Annotated in this window: 18 protein-coding genes; 2 read left to right on the top strand and 16 right to left on the bottom strand. The window is 70.6% G+C overall.

Annotated features, from left to right (window positions below):
- Positions 1–2: 2 nt before the first annotated feature.
- From ACYVLJ_RS04895 to ACYVLJ_RS04830, 14 genes are all read right to left on the bottom strand, one after another.
- Positions 3–1,016, bottom strand: a complete 1,014-nt coding sequence (locus ACYVLJ_RS04895) for a hypothetical protein (RefSeq protein ID WP_460437880.1) — start codon at positions 1,014–1,016, stop codon at positions 3–5.
- 183 nt (positions 1,017–1,199) lie between these two features.
- On the bottom strand, positions 1,200–1,781 hold the full coding sequence (locus ACYVLJ_RS04890) for a transglutaminase-like domain-containing protein (protein WP_460437879.1): 582 nt from the start codon (positions 1,779–1,781) through the stop codon (positions 1,200–1,202).
- Between the two features lie 74 nt (positions 1,782–1,855).
- A complete protein-coding gene (locus tag ACYVLJ_RS04885; RefSeq protein ID WP_460437878.1) occupies positions 1,856–2,461 on the bottom strand; it encodes a histidine phosphatase family protein in 606 nt (201 codons plus the stop codon).
- Between the two features lie 2 nt (positions 2,462–2,463).
- Complete coding sequence (locus tag ACYVLJ_RS04880; protein WP_460437877.1) at positions 2,464–2,826, bottom strand: hypothetical protein; 363 nt, start codon at positions 2,824–2,826, stop codon at positions 2,464–2,466.
- 186 nt (positions 2,827–3,012) lie between these two features.
- Positions 3,013–3,216 carry a hypothetical protein gene (locus ACYVLJ_RS04875; RefSeq protein WP_460437876.1) on the bottom strand — a complete coding sequence of 68 codons (204 nt, stop codon included), beginning with the start codon at positions 3,214–3,216 and terminating at the stop codon, positions 3,013–3,015.
- A gap of 32 nt (positions 3,217–3,248) precedes the next feature.
- Positions 3,249–4,682, bottom strand: coding sequence for an MBOAT family O-acyltransferase (locus ACYVLJ_RS04870; RefSeq protein WP_460437875.1), 1,434 nt, complete (start codon positions 4,680–4,682; stop codon positions 3,249–3,251).
- A gap of 52 nt (positions 4,683–4,734) precedes the next feature.
- Positions 4,735–5,691 carry a 23S rRNA (guanosine(2251)-2'-O)-methyltransferase RlmB gene (rlmB, locus tag ACYVLJ_RS04865; protein WP_451969198.1) on the bottom strand — a complete coding sequence of 319 codons (957 nt, stop codon included), beginning with the start codon at positions 5,689–5,691 and terminating at the stop codon, positions 4,735–4,737.
- Positions 5,692–5,720: 29 nt separating this feature from the next.
- Complete coding sequence (gene cysS / locus ACYVLJ_RS04860; RefSeq protein WP_451969196.1) at positions 5,721–7,109, bottom strand: cysteine--tRNA ligase; 1,389 nt, start codon at positions 7,107–7,109, stop codon at positions 5,721–5,723.
- A gap of 43 nt (positions 7,110–7,152) precedes the next feature.
- Positions 7,153–7,839, bottom strand: a complete 687-nt coding sequence (locus ACYVLJ_RS04855; protein ID WP_460437874.1) for an HAD family hydrolase — start codon at positions 7,837–7,839, stop codon at positions 7,153–7,155.
- Between the two features lie 22 nt (positions 7,840–7,861).
- Complete coding sequence (locus tag ACYVLJ_RS04850; RefSeq protein WP_451969192.1) at positions 7,862–8,257, bottom strand: PPOX class F420-dependent oxidoreductase; 396 nt, start codon at positions 8,255–8,257, stop codon at positions 7,862–7,864.
- A gap of 10 nt (positions 8,258–8,267) precedes the next feature.
- Complete coding sequence (locus ACYVLJ_RS04845) at positions 8,268–8,663, bottom strand: PPOX class F420-dependent oxidoreductase (protein WP_460437873.1); 396 nt, start codon at positions 8,661–8,663, stop codon at positions 8,268–8,270.
- Between the two features lie 28 nt (positions 8,664–8,691).
- Positions 8,692–9,159: a 2-C-methyl-D-erythritol 2,4-cyclodiphosphate synthase gene (gene ispF / locus ACYVLJ_RS04840; protein WP_460437872.1), complete on the bottom strand. Its 468-nt coding sequence runs from the start codon at positions 9,157–9,159 to the stop codon at positions 8,692–8,694.
- Positions 9,156–9,785 (bottom strand): IspD/TarI family cytidylyltransferase, encoded by a 630-nt coding sequence (locus ACYVLJ_RS04835; RefSeq protein WP_460437871.1) that lies wholly within the window; start codon positions 9,783–9,785, stop codon positions 9,156–9,158. Before ACYVLJ_RS04835 ends, ispF begins: the two co-directional genes overlap by 4 nt.
- Before the next feature lie 53 nt (positions 9,786–9,838).
- On the bottom strand, positions 9,839–10,330 hold the full coding sequence (locus ACYVLJ_RS04830) for a CarD family transcriptional regulator (RefSeq protein WP_004559016.1): 492 nt from the start codon (positions 10,328–10,330) through the stop codon (positions 9,839–9,841).
- Positions 10,331–10,605: 275 nt separating this feature from the next.
- On the opposite strand from ACYVLJ_RS04830, the gene ACYVLJ_RS04825 reads away from it, so the two are divergent.
- Both ACYVLJ_RS04825 and radA read left to right on the top strand, forming a co-directional pair.
- A complete protein-coding gene (locus tag ACYVLJ_RS04825) occupies positions 10,606–11,268 on the top strand; it encodes a copper chaperone PCu(A)C (protein ID WP_460437870.1) in 663 nt (220 codons plus the stop codon).
- A 39-nt stretch (positions 11,269–11,307) separates the two neighbouring features.
- Positions 11,308–12,666, top strand: a complete 1,359-nt coding sequence (gene radA, locus ACYVLJ_RS04820) for a DNA repair protein RadA (RefSeq protein WP_460437869.1) — start codon at positions 11,308–11,310, stop codon at positions 12,664–12,666.
- A gap of 246 nt (positions 12,667–12,912) precedes the next feature.
- On the opposite strand, the gene ACYVLJ_RS04815 is transcribed toward radA, so the two are convergent.
- A complete protein-coding gene (locus tag ACYVLJ_RS04815) occupies positions 12,913–13,440 on the bottom strand; it encodes a hypothetical protein (RefSeq protein WP_451969182.1) in 528 nt (175 codons plus the stop codon).
- 88 nt (positions 13,441–13,528) lie between these two features.
- Positions 13,529–16,060, bottom strand: a complete 2,532-nt coding sequence (otsB, locus tag ACYVLJ_RS04810; protein WP_451969180.1) for a trehalose-phosphatase — start codon at positions 16,058–16,060, stop codon at positions 13,529–13,531.
- Positions 16,061–16,070: the final 10 nt, after the last annotated feature.

Here is a 16,070-nt window from a genome sequence, read left to right as displayed (position 1 = left end):
GGTCAGCTCCCTAGCTCGGCTACTTCGGAGAACTCCGCGCGGAAGGCGTGGAACTTGCCCTCCAGCTCGCGGAACTGCTCCTCGGACAAGGGGGATCCGGTGATCTTTTCGAACAGCGCCAGGAAATCCGTCCGCGTCGTCGCGGACGTGATGCGGAAGTGGCGGCCGGTCCGGGACTGCGAAACGCGCACGAACTCGGCGCGTTCCATGTTGTAGAGGAAGGAACCCTCGGTGAACCGAAGGGACCGCGGGTACAGCTTCGTGGCGCCGCGGACGTCGCTGTAGAGCGAAACCCACACGCTGTCGTCGAACATTTCGAGCCGGTCCAGCGGCGGGTCGGGGATCACGGTGATGTCGACCTGCGCGCAGCGGCTGCGCGCCAGGAAGAGGCCGACGAGCCCGATCCGGATCTCCTCGTGGAGCCGGGTCTGGATCTGTTCGTAGTCGACGTCGCCCGCCTCGCGGCGCAACAGGTAGCGGGCGCGCCCGCTGATCGAGTTGGCGTCACGGGGGTCGGCAATGACGGCCCGGAGCTCCCGTTCCGTGCGGGAAAGCAGCAGGCGGGCGGCGGCGTGCCGCCCGGAGAAGCCGCGGAAGAAGTACTGCCGGGTCGCGTTGAGGTCGGCCATCAGCGCGCGGTTGAACGCGGGGTCCGGATCGGTGGTCGCCTCGAACACGTCGGTGGGGAAGAACTCCTTGTTCAGCGCCCGGTATTCGGCGCTGAGGTCCTCCAGCGCGCGCCTGCTCTCCTCGATCACCGGGGTCACCAGCGCCTTCTGCGACGCGCTGGCGGTGATCAGCGTCGTGCCGAACCCGACGATCGCGGAGATCAGGGTGCCGGTGCCCAGCGACGTCACCAGGTTCTTCCCGGTGCCGGGGTCCATCAGGCCGGCGAGCCACAGGCTCAGCCCGGCGACCACGACGAGCACCGTGAGGAGCAGGCTCGTCCTCGTCCAGAAGATCTCCTGCAGTGGGGTACGGCGGAGGCGTCCGCCATCCGCGGCCACGTGCTTCACCTCCCTCGAGCCACCCGAACGGACGAATGCACAAAGTGTCTGTTCGAGCGCGGGGAGTCACTTTACGCGCCTGGGGGAGCCCGCGAAATAAGAGATTCGGGGGACAATCCTGACGGACAGACGTCACTCTCGGCAATAACTAACCGGCTCGCCGAGTTTTCCGAAAACCGCGGAAAACCGGCGTCAAAGCGTGCCGGGGAGATCTTTTTCGTACCAGCCGGGGCCCGGTCGCGCGGTCATCAGGAAATCGACGACGACCGCCGCGGGCGCCGGGTGGATCTCCGGGTGGTCGCGTTCGCCGCGCTCGCGATCCACCGGCCAGGCGAGTTCTTCCTCGTCGAGCGAAAACTCCCCGCGGGCGCCGGTGCGGTTCCCGCGCGCGTCGAGCCGGGCCCACTTACCGTGCAGATACACGGCATTGAGCCCGTGCAGTGCGGAGAGCTCCTGGTAGCAGAACCCGGCGGGAATCCCTTGTGCGCGCAGCAAAGCGGCGAGCAGGTGCGTTTTCGCGTGGCACAGCCCGACGCGCTCGCGCAGGACGTCCGACGCCCGCCAGGTGACGCGCGGATCGCGTGCGTCGATCACGTGGTCGATCTCGTCCCGCACGAAGAGGAACGCGGCCTCGGCGCGCGCGACGACGTCGCCGGAACCCGGCCGGAGGTCCTCGGCTTTCGCGCGGATCGACGGGTGTCCGTGATCGACGACGGCGTCGGCGGCGAGGTAGTCGCTGAGCCGATCGGAGGTGGGCGACGGAACGGGACTCATCCGCCCATCCTGTCAGGATCGGCCATTCGGGCGAGCCACAGTTTCCGGGTGCGGCAACGCTCCGCGTTCGCCGGTCACGGAAGGTAAAACTCGGGCGGAAAGCCGGTCCAGCGCAGTTCCGCGGGCAGGTGACCGACGTCGTTGTAGGCCAGCAGCGCGGCCGGGCGCCCGGGCGAGTAGCGGATCACGGTGAGCGCGGCGTTGGCGTGGTCGAGCGCGAGCCACCGCCACGGCGGCGCGTCCTGCGATGCGCGCACGAGCCAGCCGGCGAGGAAGTTGTGCGTGATGAGCACGTCGTACCGCGGCTCGTTCCCCGGCACGGGCCCGGTGAACCGCCGCTCGGCCTCGGCGGCGAGCTCCTCGTCCGTGGGCGGCAGTTGCCGGGCGAAGGCGTGCAGGAGGTCGCCGGAGGTCTCGGGGAGCTCCTCGCGCATCGGCGTGTAGGGGACGAAGTCGCCGGCCGCTTCGTCGACGTACACCGGGACGCCGGGCAGCTGCATCGCGACGAAGGCGGCGGTCTGGGTGGCGCGGGGCAGAGGACCGTGGTGCACGGCGGTGACCGGGATGTCGCGCAGGCGCCGGCCGAGCAGCACGGCCTGGCGCTGCCCGGCCTCGGTGAGATCACCGGATGGGCCCGCTTCGCCGTGCCGGGTGAGGAAGAGGTAGCGCGTCGCGAGCACGATCAGCCGACGGGGACGAGCGTGCCCTGGGGACCCCGGCTCGGCACGAACTGGGCGACGAGCCGCAAGGGCGCGGGATGGGGCGACAGGACGAGCGAGGCGAAGGGGGTGATCGTGTGGTCGCGCCCGCTGTTGGTGTGCAGGTGCACGCTGACGTGCACGTTCCGGTCGGCGGGCACCTCGAAGCAGACGGCCCCCCACGAGACGACGTACTGCCGGCCGTCGATGCTCGCGACGGGCGCGTAGTCCTGCACGGTGTGGCCGAGGTGCGGGATCTCGAGGACCAGCAGCCGCCGCGGCCCGACGTGGTGGTCGACGTAGGGGATCACGCCGGGCGTCTTGGCCAGCTCGGTCGGGTCGGTCATTTCTCGGGCCTCCAGCGGTTCTCCCCGATCATGCTGCCAGGCCGTCAGGCGCAGCCAACTGGAAGACGTCGTCGCGGACCCTTCGGACCACTGCCGCCGCCAGAGCGCACCCCCGACCTGCGCGGCGGCGGAACTGAGGCGCACGAACGCGGTAACCATCGAACCGCGGATCCGGAGCCGCACCCATCAGTTCCACGGTTCCTCACCCAGCAGCTGCGCCGCCCGGGTACACAGTGCACGCCCCGCGAGCTGGCTGTCGCTGTGTGGCAGATCGAGGTGCTCGGTGATGCCGGCGGCGATCTGACGCCAGCTCTGCTCCTCATCGACGCGCCAGACCCGAACCAGGCGGGCAAGTTCACGGTCCATCTCGACCGTCCACACGTCGACCATGGTTGCGCCCCTTGGTGGGTGAGGAGTGGTCCCTAGAACTGGTAGTACAGGAACGGGCTGAACGTCCCCGTGGCGATGAGGATCGCCGCGTACAGCAGACCCACCGTCATCACGCCTATGCGCAGCGCCGTTGCCGGGCGGCTTCGGGACGACTCCAGCATCGGGCCCGTCACCGGGTGGGCCGGGAGGAAGAACACCGCCGCCGCGGCCAGGAGGAGGACCAGGCGCTGGTTCGTGAACGCCTGCTCCACTCCCGTGCCCAAGCCGTCGAAGTCGGGGATCAGCATGTGGCCGATCATCGACAGCGCGCTGCCCAGGTCCGCCGAGCGGAAGAACACCCAGCCGAACACCACCAGCAGCATCGTCAGGGCTCGGCGGGCCAGGCGTGGCCAGCGCGAAGCCGGGTCCAGGTCGAAGCGGAAGCGGCGCTCGATCACCAGCAGCGCTCCGTGGTAACAGCCCCACACCAGGAACGTCCACTGCGCGCCGTGCCAGAAACCCGTCAGCACGAACACGATGCACAGGTTCCGGTACGTCTTCGCCGCGCCGTTGCGGTTGCCGCCCAGAGGGATGTAGACGTAGTCGCGGAACCAGCGGCTCAAGCTCATGTGCCAGCGGCGCCAGAACTCCGTGATCGTCACCGACGAGTACGGGCGCGCGAAGTTCTCCGGCAGGCGGAAGCCCAGCATGCGGCCGAGGCCGATCGCCATGTCCGAATAGCCGGAAAAGTCGAAGAACAGCTGGAGCGTGTAGCCGAGCGCGCCGAGCCAGGCCGTCGCGAACGTCATTTCGTCCGGCGGCACCTTGAAGCACGCCTCGACCAGCGGGCTCAGCGAGTCCGCGATGATCGTCTTCTTGCACAGGCCCAGCGCGAACCGCGGGAAGCCCGCCGCGATGTCGTCGAGGCGGTGCGAACGCTGCTGCGGCAGCTGGTCGGCGATCTCGCGGTAGCGCACGATCGGGCCGGCCACCAGCTGCGGGAACATCGCGATGTACGCGGCGAACGACACCGGGTTCCGCAGTGCCTGCCGCTCGCCGCGGTAGATGTCGACGACGTACGAGATGTGGTGGAACGTGTAGAACGAGATGCCGATCGGCACCACGATGCTCGCCACCGGCACGCTGCCGCCGAACCAGTGCGCGACGGCGGCGATCTGCTGCGTCGCGAACCCCGCGTACTTCCAGATCACCAGCACCGCGACGTCGAGCGTCACCACGCCGACGAGGATCCGGCGCCGCCGGGTGCCGTTGACGTCCCACGGGCTCGGCGCGAGCCACGGCCCGGCCAGGAAGTTGACGACCATGCAGCCGAGCAGCAGGAACACGAACGGCCCGGCGCCGATCGTGTAGAACAGCAGGCTGCCGACCGCGACGATGCCGTTGCGCCAGCTCCGCGGGCACACCAGGACGGCGATGAGCACCGCCGGCATGAAGTACCACAGGAACAGTGGCGATACGAACGACATCGGGTCCCCTCGGTTTATCCGACGGTGACCTTAACCCGAGTGGGTGGCCGGGTCAGACCCGACCGGCGACACGGCGGCGCCGCGCCACCTCCGCGAGCAGCACTCCCGCCGCCACGGACGCGTTCAGCGACTCGACGCCCGCCGCCATCGGGATCGACACCGTGGCGTCGCACGTCTCGCGCACCAGGCGCGAGAGCCCGCGGCCTTCGGAGCCGAGCACGATGACCAGCGGGTCGGACGCCAGCTCCAGCTCGTCGATGTCGACCGAGCCGTCCGCGTCCAGGCCGACCAGCATCAGGCCGTCGTTCGCCCACGACTTGAGCTGGCGCGTCAGGTTCGTCGCCACCGCGATCGGCAGCTTCGCCGCCGTGCCGGCGCTCGTCCGCCACGCCACCGCCGTCATGCCCGCGCTGCGCCGCTCCGGCAGCAGCACGCCCTGGGCGCCGAACGCGGCCGCCGACCGGATCACCGCGCCCAGGTTCCGCGGGTCGGTGACGCCGTCGAGCGCGACGAACAGGGGCACCTCGCCCGAGTTGCGGGCCGCCGCCATCAGGTCGTCCGGGTGGGCGTACTCGAACGGCGGGACCTGCAGGCCCAGGCCCTGGTGCACGGCCCGGTTCGTCTTGCGGTCCAGCTCCTCGCGCGGGATCTCCAGGATCGAGATGCCCTTGTCGCCGGCCAGCCGGACGGCCTCGTTGACGCGGTCGTCGATGTCGATGTTCAGCGCGACGTACAGCGCGGTCGCCGGGACGTCCGCGCGCAGCGCCTCGACCACCGGGTTGCGCCCGGCGATCAGCTCCGGCTTGTCGGCCTTCTTCTGCCGGGCCTGGTCGCGCTTCGTCGCCGCGTTGGCCGCGCGGTAGGCCTTGTGCCCGGGGCGGTCCTCCGCCTTCGGGGTCGGGCCCTTGCCTTCGAGCGCCTTGCGCCGCTGGCCGCCCGAGCCGACGACGGCACCCTTCTTGGTGCCCGTCTTGCGGATCGCGCCCTGGCGCCGCGAATTGCCTGCCATGGTGAAAGTTTCCTTGCGTTGTAACGGGATCAGTCGGACTTGACTGTCCACTGAGGACCGTTGGGGGTGTCCTCCACCACGATGCCCGCCTGCGAGAGGCGGTCACGGGCGGCGTCCGCGCGCGCGAAGTCCTTCTCGGCCCGGGCCTGCTGGCGCTCGGCCAGGAGCCCTTCGACGATCCGGGACAGAGCTTCCTTGGTGGGCGTGTCGGAACCGCCCGCCTCGGACCAGCGCGCGGACAGCGGGTCGAGGCCGAGCACGTCGGTCATCGCGCGGACGGCCGCGGCGAAGTCGAGTGCCTTGGAGGTGTCGCCCGCGTCGAACGCGGCGTTACCGTCGCGCACCGTGTTGTGCACCACGGCGAACGCCTGCGGCGTCGCCAGGTCGTCGTCGAGCGCGGCGGCGAACTCCGCCGGGATCGTGCCCAGCCCGACCTCGCCGGACTGCGCGGCGCGGCGCAAGAACGTCTCGATCCGCCGGTAGCCCTGGGCGGCTTCGGAGACCGCGTCGTCGGAGTATTCGACGTTCGACCGGTAGTGCGGCTGCACCAGGTAGTACCGCAGCTCGACCGCGCGGTACCGCTCCAGCATCGCGGGGATCGACACGGTGTTGCCGAGCGACTTGGCCATCTTCTCGCCCGACATGGTCACCCAGGCGTTGTGCAGCCAGTAGCGGGCGAACGGGTCGCCGGCGGCGTTCGACTGGGCGCGCTCGTTCTCGTGGTGCGGGAAGATCAGGTCGATCCCGCCGCCGTGGATGTCGAACTCGCGGCCGAGGTAGGCGGTCGCCATCGCCGAGCACTCGAGGTGCCAGCCCGGCCGGCCGGGCCCCCACGGCGTCGGCCACGACGGCTCGCCCGGCTTCGCGCTCTTCCACAGGGTGAAGTCGCGCGGGTCCTGCTTGCCGCGGGTCGGCGTCTCGCCCTGCTGGACGTCGTCGAGGCCCTGGCGCGACAGCTCGCCGTAGTGGTCGAACGACTTGACCGAGAAGTAGACGTCGCCTTCGGTCGCGTACGCGTGGCCCTGGTCGATCAGGCGCTGCATCAGCTCGACCATCTGGGTGATGTGCCCGGTCGCGCGCGGGTTGATCGACGGCGGGAGGCAGCCGAGCTGGTCGTAGGCCTGCTCGAAGGCGCGCTCGTGCGTCGCCGCCCACTCCCACCAGGGCCGGCCGGCGTCGGCGGCCTTGGCCAGGATCTTGTCGTCGATGTCCGTGACGTTGCGGACCAGCAGCACGTCCAGTCCACTGTGGACGAGCCAGCGGCGCAGGACGTCGTAGTTCAGGGCGCCGCGGATGTGCCCGATGTGCGGCACGCCCTGCACGGTGGCACCACACACGTAGATCGACGCCGTTCCGCTACGGACGGGATGGAACTCCCGCACGCTCCGGGTCGCTGTGTCGAAAAGGTGAAGGGCCACCCTCAAAGGGTACGGGGTCGGGCGTGAGGGATGTCTCTGGCCCTCACGCCACCCCGTGCTTGCGCAGGGCCGTGAGCAGGGCGTCCGGCCGGTCGGCGGTGGGCAGCGGGTCGACCAGCGCGAACTCGCAGCCGAGCGCGCGGGCACCGCCGTCGGCCTCCTCGCTGTCGCCGACCATCAGGGTCTCGGTGGCCGGGACGCCGAGGGCGCTGACGGCCTTGCGGAAGATCTCCAGCTCCGGCTTGATGGCGCCGACCTCGAAGGACAGCACGAACTCGTCGACGTAGGCGTCCCACCCGCGCGCGGTGAAGGCCGGCCGGATGTCGAAGGCGATGTTGCTCAGCACGCCGACCTTGAGGCCGCGTTCCGACGCGGCCTTCAGCGCGGCTTCGGTGTCCGGGTAGGGCGTCCACTGGCTGGGATCGATGAGCCGGTCGTACAGGGCCACGGCCTGCTCCGGGAGCGGGACGCCGGACTTCTTGAGCACCTCGAGGTACACCTTCCGGTGCAGCCCGGGGTCGCGGTCGCGGTTGTGCCAGGCGTGCAGGTGCTCGGCGTCGAGCTCGACGACCTGCCCGACCGGCGCGGTCATCCGGCGCATCAGCTCGGCCTGCGCCTCGATGTCGAGGGGAGTGCCTTCGTGGTCGGTCAGCTCGGCGAGCCACGACTCGTCCTGCTCGAGCCGGAAGAGCGTGCCGGAGAAGTCGAACAACACCGCCCTGATCGTCATGGTTTCCAGCCTAACGGGAGCGTCAGGCCGAATGCCCTGTGACGTGTTCGGGCACGACGCGGACGAGCACGCGCACGACCTCGGGCGGCTCGGGCGGGAAGACCGTGCCGGTGTACTTGCGGGCCAGTTCGTCGTTCAGCTCGCGGCCGCCCTCGGCGGTGACCTCGGCGCGGCCGCGGATCTCGACGTAGTTCTCCGGATCGGCCAGGTCGAAGACGGACAGCGAAACCCGCGGGTCACGGCGGATGTTGCGTTCCTTGCGCCGGCCTTGGACGGTCACGAAGAGCACGGTGTCGCCGTCGCGGCGAGCCCAGACGACGGAGCTCTGCGGCGAGCCGTCGGCGTTCGTGGTGGCCACGACGGGGTAGTTGGTGCCGTCGAGCAGGGCCTTGGTGGCCGCGTTGAATGTCACACCCATGGTCTGGACCCTATTTCACGTTCCCGGCGACCTTCTCGACCTTCAGCCGGACGATGACGCGCTCGGTGCTCTCGCTTTCCAGCGGCGGGTCCTGGGCGAGGTACTTGTGGCTGAGAGTCTTGGGGAGTGTCTTGCCGGGGTCCGGGGTGATCGTGGCGGTACCGCGCAGCTGGGTGTGGCGGTACGGGTTGGTGGCGTCGGTGATCGAGACGCCGAGGCGGGGGTCGCGCCGCAGGTTGCGGACTTTCCGGCGGTCCTCGGTCGCGCTGAAGACGAGGTCGCCGTCGTCGAGGCCGATCCAGACGACGGAGGTCTGCGGGCTGCCGTCGGGATCGAGGGTGGCGACGGTGGCGAAGTTCTTCCCGTCGATCAGCGCGCGGACGTCGTCCGAGAGGGTGAGGGCCATATCACGCCGAACGGGCGCCCGTGGGTGCCTATTCCGTGGCGAGCAGGAGTGCCGTCGCGAAGGCCGCGATGCCTTCGCCTCGGCCGGTGAGGCCCAGGCCGTCCGACGTCGTCCCCGACACGCTCACCGGGCCGCCCACCGCCTCCGACAGCACCTGCTGCGCTTCCTCGCGCCGCTTGCCCACGCGCGGGGCGTTGCCCACGATCTGGACCGACGCGTTCGCCACGCGCCAGCCGGCCGCGGAAACCAGGCCGCGGACCTCGGCGAGCATGTCCGCGCCGTGGGCGCCGTCCATCCGCGGGTCGCCCGTGCCGAACACCGCGCCGAGGTCGCCCAGGCCCGCCGCCGACAGCAGGGCGTCGCACAGGGCGTGCGCCGCCACGTCGCCGTCCGAGTGGCCCGCGCAGCCGTCCACGCCCGGCCACAGCAGGCCCGCCATCCAGCACTCGCGGCCCGCTTCGACCGGGTGGACGTCCACGCCGTTGCCGATCCTCACAGCGTCTCCTCGTTCTTCGGTGCCGCCGCGATCGCCTCGGCCAGGGAAAGTTCGAAATCCGTCGTGACGCGCATCGCGTCCGGGTGGCCGGGGACCGTCGCCGCGCCGGCGACGTCCCACAGCTCGGCCGACCGGAACGCCTCGAGCGTGTAGCCGATCGGGGTCTGGGCGGTGCGCAACCGGTTCCGGTCCTCCGTGCCGACGATGAACGAGGCGTCGGTCACCTTCACCGTGTCCGCCATCGGCAGCACGGGGACGACCACCGGGGCGTCACCGACCGCGCGGATGACGTCACGCACCGTTTCCGCAGGAATGAAGGCCCGCAGGGCGTCGTGGAGGAGTACAACTGAGTCACGGGCCAGCTCGGCCTCGACGGCGGCGAGGGCCTGCCGCGGGGAACCGGGCACGACCCGGCAGGTCAGACCACGTTTTCCGAGGACACCGACCGCCTGGGAAAACGAAAAAGCACACCGCTGGGGGGCCGCCACGAGCACCAGATCGATTTCCGGCACGTCGAGCAGCCCCCGCACGGTGTGCGTGAGTAGCGCCTCACCATGGACCGGCGTGAGAGCGAGCTCTCCGTCGGAGGCATGATGTGCGACGGTCACGATCGCGACGACGTTCATCGGTTCGCGATCGTAGAGGCACCTGCCCGCCCGTCGAGCGAGGTGCCCGGGCTTCAGACCGTCGCGGTTTCCAGAACTTCGTCGAGGAGGACTTCAGCCTTGTCCTCGTCGGTGCCCTCCGCGAGCGCGAGCTCGCTGACCAGAATTTGCCGCGCCTTGGCGAGCATGCGCTTCTCGCCTGCCGAAAGCCCGCGGTCCTTCTCTCGCCGCCAGAGGTCGCGCACCACTTCGGCCACCTTGTTCACATCGCCGGAGGCGAGCTTCTCGAGGTTGGCCTTGTACCGACGAGACCAGTTGGTGGGCTCTTCGGTGTGCGGAGCACGCAGAACGTCGAAGACCTTGTCCAGTCCTTCTTGCCCGACGACATCGCGAACGCCGACGATCTCGGCGTTGTCTGCGGGCACGCGAACCGTGAGATCCCCTTGCGCGACCTTGAGGACGAGGTACTTCTTTTCCTCGCCCTTGATCACGCGGGTCTCGATGGCTTCGATGAGTGCGGCACCGTGGTGCGGGTAGACGACGGTCTCTCCGACCTTGAAAACCATGTGTCCTCTGCCCCTTTCGCTGACTCCATCCTAGCACGGTCCGCCAGCGCCCACCTAGCGGGCCGGACTCGTCCTCGCAGGTCAGCGGCCTGAGCGGGGGTTGACAAACGTCCGACCCCCGTGCTCATGCAGGTGATGCGGGCGGGTTTCCCAGGGTGGCGGGAAATCCTTTGTGGACGGTTGATCTTGGGCGCAACGCACACCGGTTCCGCGCGGGAGATCGCCCCCGGCTAGTCTTCGGGGCGGATAGGCCGTGAAAAGGGAAGGACTGCGACGTGAGGCTGCAGAATCGTCGCGTGCTCGGCGCGGGCGTGCTGGCGCTCGGTGCCGCGCTCGTGCTCGCCGGGTGCGGGGCCGGCCAGATCACTCAGACCGCCTCGCAGCAGCCCGCCGTCAACGGCACGTACGCGCAGGTCAAGACCATCGTCCTGCGCGACGCCGCGGTGCAGTACCCGACCTCCGGCGCGGGTTACCCGGCCGGTGCGACCCCGGCGCTGACGCTGACGATCGTGAACGAGGGCGCCCAGGACGACTCACTCGTCTCGGTGACGAGCGAGGACGGCGCCCCGGCGACCCTCAGCGGCTCGAAGGCCGTCGTCGCCGGGCACTCCCTGGTGATCGGCCCGGACGACGCGGTCGAGTCCACCAACGAGGCCCAGGCCACGTCGTCGGCCCCGGCGGCCACGCCGTCCTCCTCGGGGACGCCGACCGGCACCAGCTCGAGCGCCACCGGGACCGCGACCACCACGCCGGAGGCGCCGACGTCCAGCGCGACGCCGACCGCGCCCCAGGTCGTCGGCAAGGCCACCGTGAAGCTGGCCCCGCTGAAGCAGCCGCTCTGGCCCGGCCAGGTCCTCAAGGTGACCTTCGTCTTCCAGAACGCCGGGCCGGTCACCGTCGAGCTGCCCGTCGCGGCGCCGGCGCACGCCAACGACTAGGTCCCCGGTTTTGTCGGTGGTCGCCGATAGCCTCGCGGGGTGAAGAAAGGGACCACCTACCGCTGCGGGAGCTGCGGGTACGAAGCGGCCAAGTGGCTGGGCCGGTGTCCGGAGTGCCAGGAGTGGGGCTCGTTCCAGGAGCGCGGAGCGCCGGCCAAGCCGGCCATCCAGCGCGTCGCGGCCGGGGCGCCGAGCGCTCCGGCGCGGCCGATCGGCGAGGTCGACGTCGAAGCCGCCCGGGCTCGCCGGACCGGCGTTTCCGAGCTCGACCGGGTGCTGGGCGGCGGCCTGGTGCCCGGCGCGGTGGTGCTGCTCGCGGGTGAGCCGGGCGTCGGCAAGTCGACCCTGCTGCTCGAGGTCGCCTACCAGTGGGCGAAGACGGTCGACCGGTCCCTGTACGTCACGGGCGAGGAGTCCGCGGGCCAGGTCCGGTTGCGCGCTGAGCGAACGGGCAACGTCCACGACCGCATGTACCTGGCCGCCGAGAGCGACCTTTCGGCCATCCTCGGGCACGTCGACGACGTCAAGCCGGGCGTGCTGATCGTCGACTCGGTGCAGACCATGGCGTCCCCGCAGGTCGACGGCTCGCCGGGCGGGGTGACGCAGGTCCGCGCGGTGACGTCCGGGCTGGTCGCGCTGGCCAAGGAGCGCGGGCTGCCGGTGGTGCTCGTGGGGCACGTCACGAAGGACGGCACGGTGGCCGGCCCGCGCGTGCTGGAGCACCTGGTGGACGTCGTCCTGCAGTTCGAGGGCGACAAGCATTCGACGCTGCGGATGGTGCGCGGCATCAAGAACCGCTTCGGCGCGGCCGACGAGATCGGCTGTTTCGAGCTGCAGGAAGAAGGCATCGTCGGGGTGCCCGACCCGTCGGGGCTGTTCCTCAGCCGCACGGAAGAGGCGGTGTCGGGCACGGCGATCACGGTGTCGCTCGAGGGCAAGCGGCCGCTGCTGGGCGAGGTCCAGGCGCTGGTGTCGTCGACGTCGGCACCGCAGCCGCGCCGCGCGGTCAGCGGGCTGGACTCGGCGCGCGTGGCGATGGTCCTGGCGGTGCTGGAGAAGCGCGGCGGCCTGAAGCTGGGCGACAAGGACGTGTACGCGGCCACGGTCGGCGGCATGAAGATCACCGAGCCGGGCATCGACCTGGCGCTGGTGCTGGCGTTGACGTCGTCGTTCGAAGACGTGCCGCTGTCGCCGCGGCTGGTGTCGGTGGGCGAGGTCGGGCTGGCGGGCGAGATCCGCCGGGTGCCGAGCGTGGGCCGGCGGCTCGCGGAGGCGGCGCGGCTCGGCTTCACGCACGCCTTGGTGCCGCCCGACTCCGGGAAACCGCCGGCCGGGATCCGGGTGCTGGAAGTGGCGAACGTCGCCGACGCGCTGAACGCCGCCAGCCACGCGCGCTGAGACCCGGCGGCCGCGGGTGGCCGGGCTTGCCGGTGGTGATCGAGTACGTGAACGTCGTGGGCGGCGGCGCCTCGCGGGTGTAGCGGAGCTCGCCCGGCTCGAGCGGGCGGTCCAGGTCACCGCTTCGAGCCCGGCCCACGACAACGGGAGCAGCGTGTCCCGGTCGTGCTCCCTGCTGCCCGCAGGCGCCAGGGGCGTTCACGGGCGAACCGGCTGGGCCGGCAAGTCCACTGTGGACGTTTCAGCTCACCAGATCGGGTGGTCGCTGAACTTCCTGAGCGTCTGCACGCTCGGCCGCACGTAGAACATCCCCGCCAGGAAGCCCATCGTGGAGAAGCCGAGCGTCGAGAACGTCGTGAGCAGGTCCGGCGCCCGGAACTGCGGGGTGTCGCGCCAGACGCGGAACACCAGCGGCACCGCGAACGAACCGAGAATCAGCACGAGCGTCAGCACGTACGTGAACACCAGCGCGTTGCGGGCCGAACCGGCGCTGGCGACCACCAGGTAGTCGCCGCGCAGGCAGCGGCGGGACGAAAGCACCAGCACCGCGATCGCCAGCACGCCCAGCGGCGGCACCACCGCGGCCGCCTTCCCGACGAGCGTGTCGGGAAAAGAATGGCCGTGGACGATGCCCTGCAGGAACGTCGTGAGGCCGAACAGGAGCACCATCCCGGCGATCATCGAGCTCCCGACGACCACCGAACCCCAGCGCACGCGGTCGGCGAAGCGGGGCGGCAGCGGCACGAACTCGACCTGTCCGAAAGTCCCTTGCACCAGCCTCACCTCCGCGATGGCCCGAAGGCCACCATAAAGGCGGCGGACGCCTTTATGGTGGCCTTCAACGGCTTTCGGACCGAAAGGGCTAACTGGCCGCCAGCAAGTTGGCGCACCTGATGAGCCCGATGTGCGAATACGCCTGCGGATGGTTGCCGAGCGACCGTTCGGCGATCGGGTCGTACTGCTCCGGCAGCAGGCCCGTCGGGCCGGCCGCCGCGACGATCTGGTCGAACAGCTCCTGCGCCTCGGTGCGCCGCCCGGTGAGCAGGTACGCCTCGATCAGCCACGCCGCGCAGATGTGGAAACCGCCCTCACCGCCCGGCAGGCCGTCGTCGCGGCGGTAACGGTACACAGTGGACCCGCTGCGCAGCTCCGCCTCGATCGCCGTCACCGTCTGCTGGAACCGCTCGTCGGCCGGGTCGATCAGCCCGGTGAGCCCGACGAACAGGGACGCCGCGTCCAGGTCCGTGCCGTCGTAGGCCGTCGTGAACGCCTGGACCTCGTCGTTCCACCCGTGCGTGAGGACATCGCGGGAGATTTCCTCGCGCAATCCGTGCCAGTTCCCGGGGAGCTCGCGGCCGTACTGCTCGCCGAGCTTGATCGCGCGGTCGATGGTCACCCAGCACATGACGCGCGAGTAGACCCGGTGGCGCGGCACGTGCCGCTCCTCCCAGATCCCGTGGTCGGGCTCGTTCCAGCGCCGCGTCACGGCCTCGGCCATCGCGCGGACCAGCTGCCAGTCTTCGTCACGCAGGTCACCGCGCGCCGCGGCGAGCGTGCCGACCAGCTCGACGACCGGGCCGAAGACGTCCAGCTGCACCTGGTGGTTCGCGAGGTTCCCGACCCGAACCGGGCGAGAACCGGCATAACCGGGCAGGGATTCGATGACCGCTTCGGCGCCGATCACGCTGCCCGCGAGGGTGTACAGCGGGTGCAGGCGCTCCGGGCCGGCCAGCGTGGCGAGCACGCCGTGCAGCCACTTGAGGTAGCCCTCGGCCTCCTCGACCGAGCCCAGGTGCACGAGCTCCCGCACGGTCATCGCGGCGTCGCGGATCCAGCAGTAGCGGTAGTCCCAGTTGCGGACCCCGCCGATCTCCTCCGGCAGCGACGACGTCGCCGCGGCGAGCACGCCGCCCGTGTCGGTGTTGACCAGGCCGCGCAACGTCAGCGCCGAGCGCAGCACCAGGTCGGTCTGCACCTTGGGCAGCTGCAGCTTCGACGTCCACTCGCTCCAGTAGCGGCCCGCGCGGTCACGGCGTTCCACTTCGGACAGTTCGTGGGCGCCGAGGTCCGTGGTGCCGCAGCGCAGCTCCAGCACCACCGGCTGGGTCGGCGTCGGCTGCACCAGCGCCGTCGCGGTGTCGTGCAGGCCGTCCGACGTGATGGTCCACTCGACGCCCGGCGAGTACAGGACGAACGGCTCCGACGTGCCGAGCACGCGCAGGCCGCCTTCGGTGATCTCCAGCTTCACCGGCACGCCACCGAACTCGGGGCGGGGCGCGAACTTGACGTCCGCCATCGCCTCACCCGAGATCACGCGCACGAGGTCCGTGCGGTGCTGCGGGCTTTCCGGCTCGAGGTAGTCGGTGACGAGCAGGCGCGACCAGCGCGTCTCGACCGTCATCGTGTTCGGCAGGTAGCGCTGGCCCAGCGGCAGGCCGTTGCGGTGCGGCTTGATGGAGAAGTGGCCGGCACCCTCGCCGCCGAGCAGGTCGGCGAACACCGCCGGCGCGTCCGGGCCGGGGTGGCAGAGCCAGGTCAGCTTCGCGTCCGGTGTCACGAGCGCGACCGAGCGCTCGTTGGCCAGCAGCGACAGCCGCTCGATCGGCGGCGCCGACTCGCCGTACAGCCAGTTCCGGCGCTCCTCCAGCAGGAAACCGAGGACCAGCGCGACATCGACGGTGTCCGGCACGCGGAACCCGGCGAGCGTCTCGCCGTCGCCGACCTTGATGCCCAGGTCCGGGCCGGACAGCCGGGCGAAGGCCTTCTCGTCGGTGACGTCGTCGCCGAGGAAGATCGCCGCGGTGGCGCCGACCTGGTGGCGCAGGATGTCGAGCGCACGGCCCTTGTCCGTCTGGACGACCGCGAGCTCGACCACCTCCTTGCCGTCGGTGGTCGACACGCCCTCCCATGTGGACGGTCCGCTGTGGACGGCCGCGAGCACGCGGCGCCCGGCTTCGTGCTCGGCGCGGCGCACGTGCACCGCGATGCTGGCCGGCTTCACCTCCAGCGACACGCCCGGGACGTCGAGCACGAGTTGTTCGAGCTCGGCCTCGAGCCGCCGGTGCAGGTCCCGCGCCTTCTCGTCGAGGGCGTGGATGAAGCCGATGTCGAACTCGGAGCCGTGGCTGCCGACCAGGTTCACCTCGGACGGCAGCCGCGACAGCGTGGCGAGGTCGCGCAGCGCGCGCCCCGAGATGACCGCGGTCGTCGTCTCGTGCAGCCCGGCGAGCGATCTGAGGGCGCCCACGGACTCGGGCAGCGGGCGCGCCTCGTCCGGGTTGAGGGTGATGGGTGCCAGCGTGCCGTCGTAGTCGCAAGCGACCAGCAGACGCGGCGTGCGAGCGATCTGGACGATCGCGCGCCGCAACTCGGCGGGCAGGGCCTCGGCAGTCAACACTCCTCCT

The sequence above is a fragment of the Amycolatopsis stemonae genome (assembly GCF_054781455.1).
Note: the sequence above shows the minus strand (reverse complement) of the source record. Positions and strands in the feature narration are given on the sequence as shown.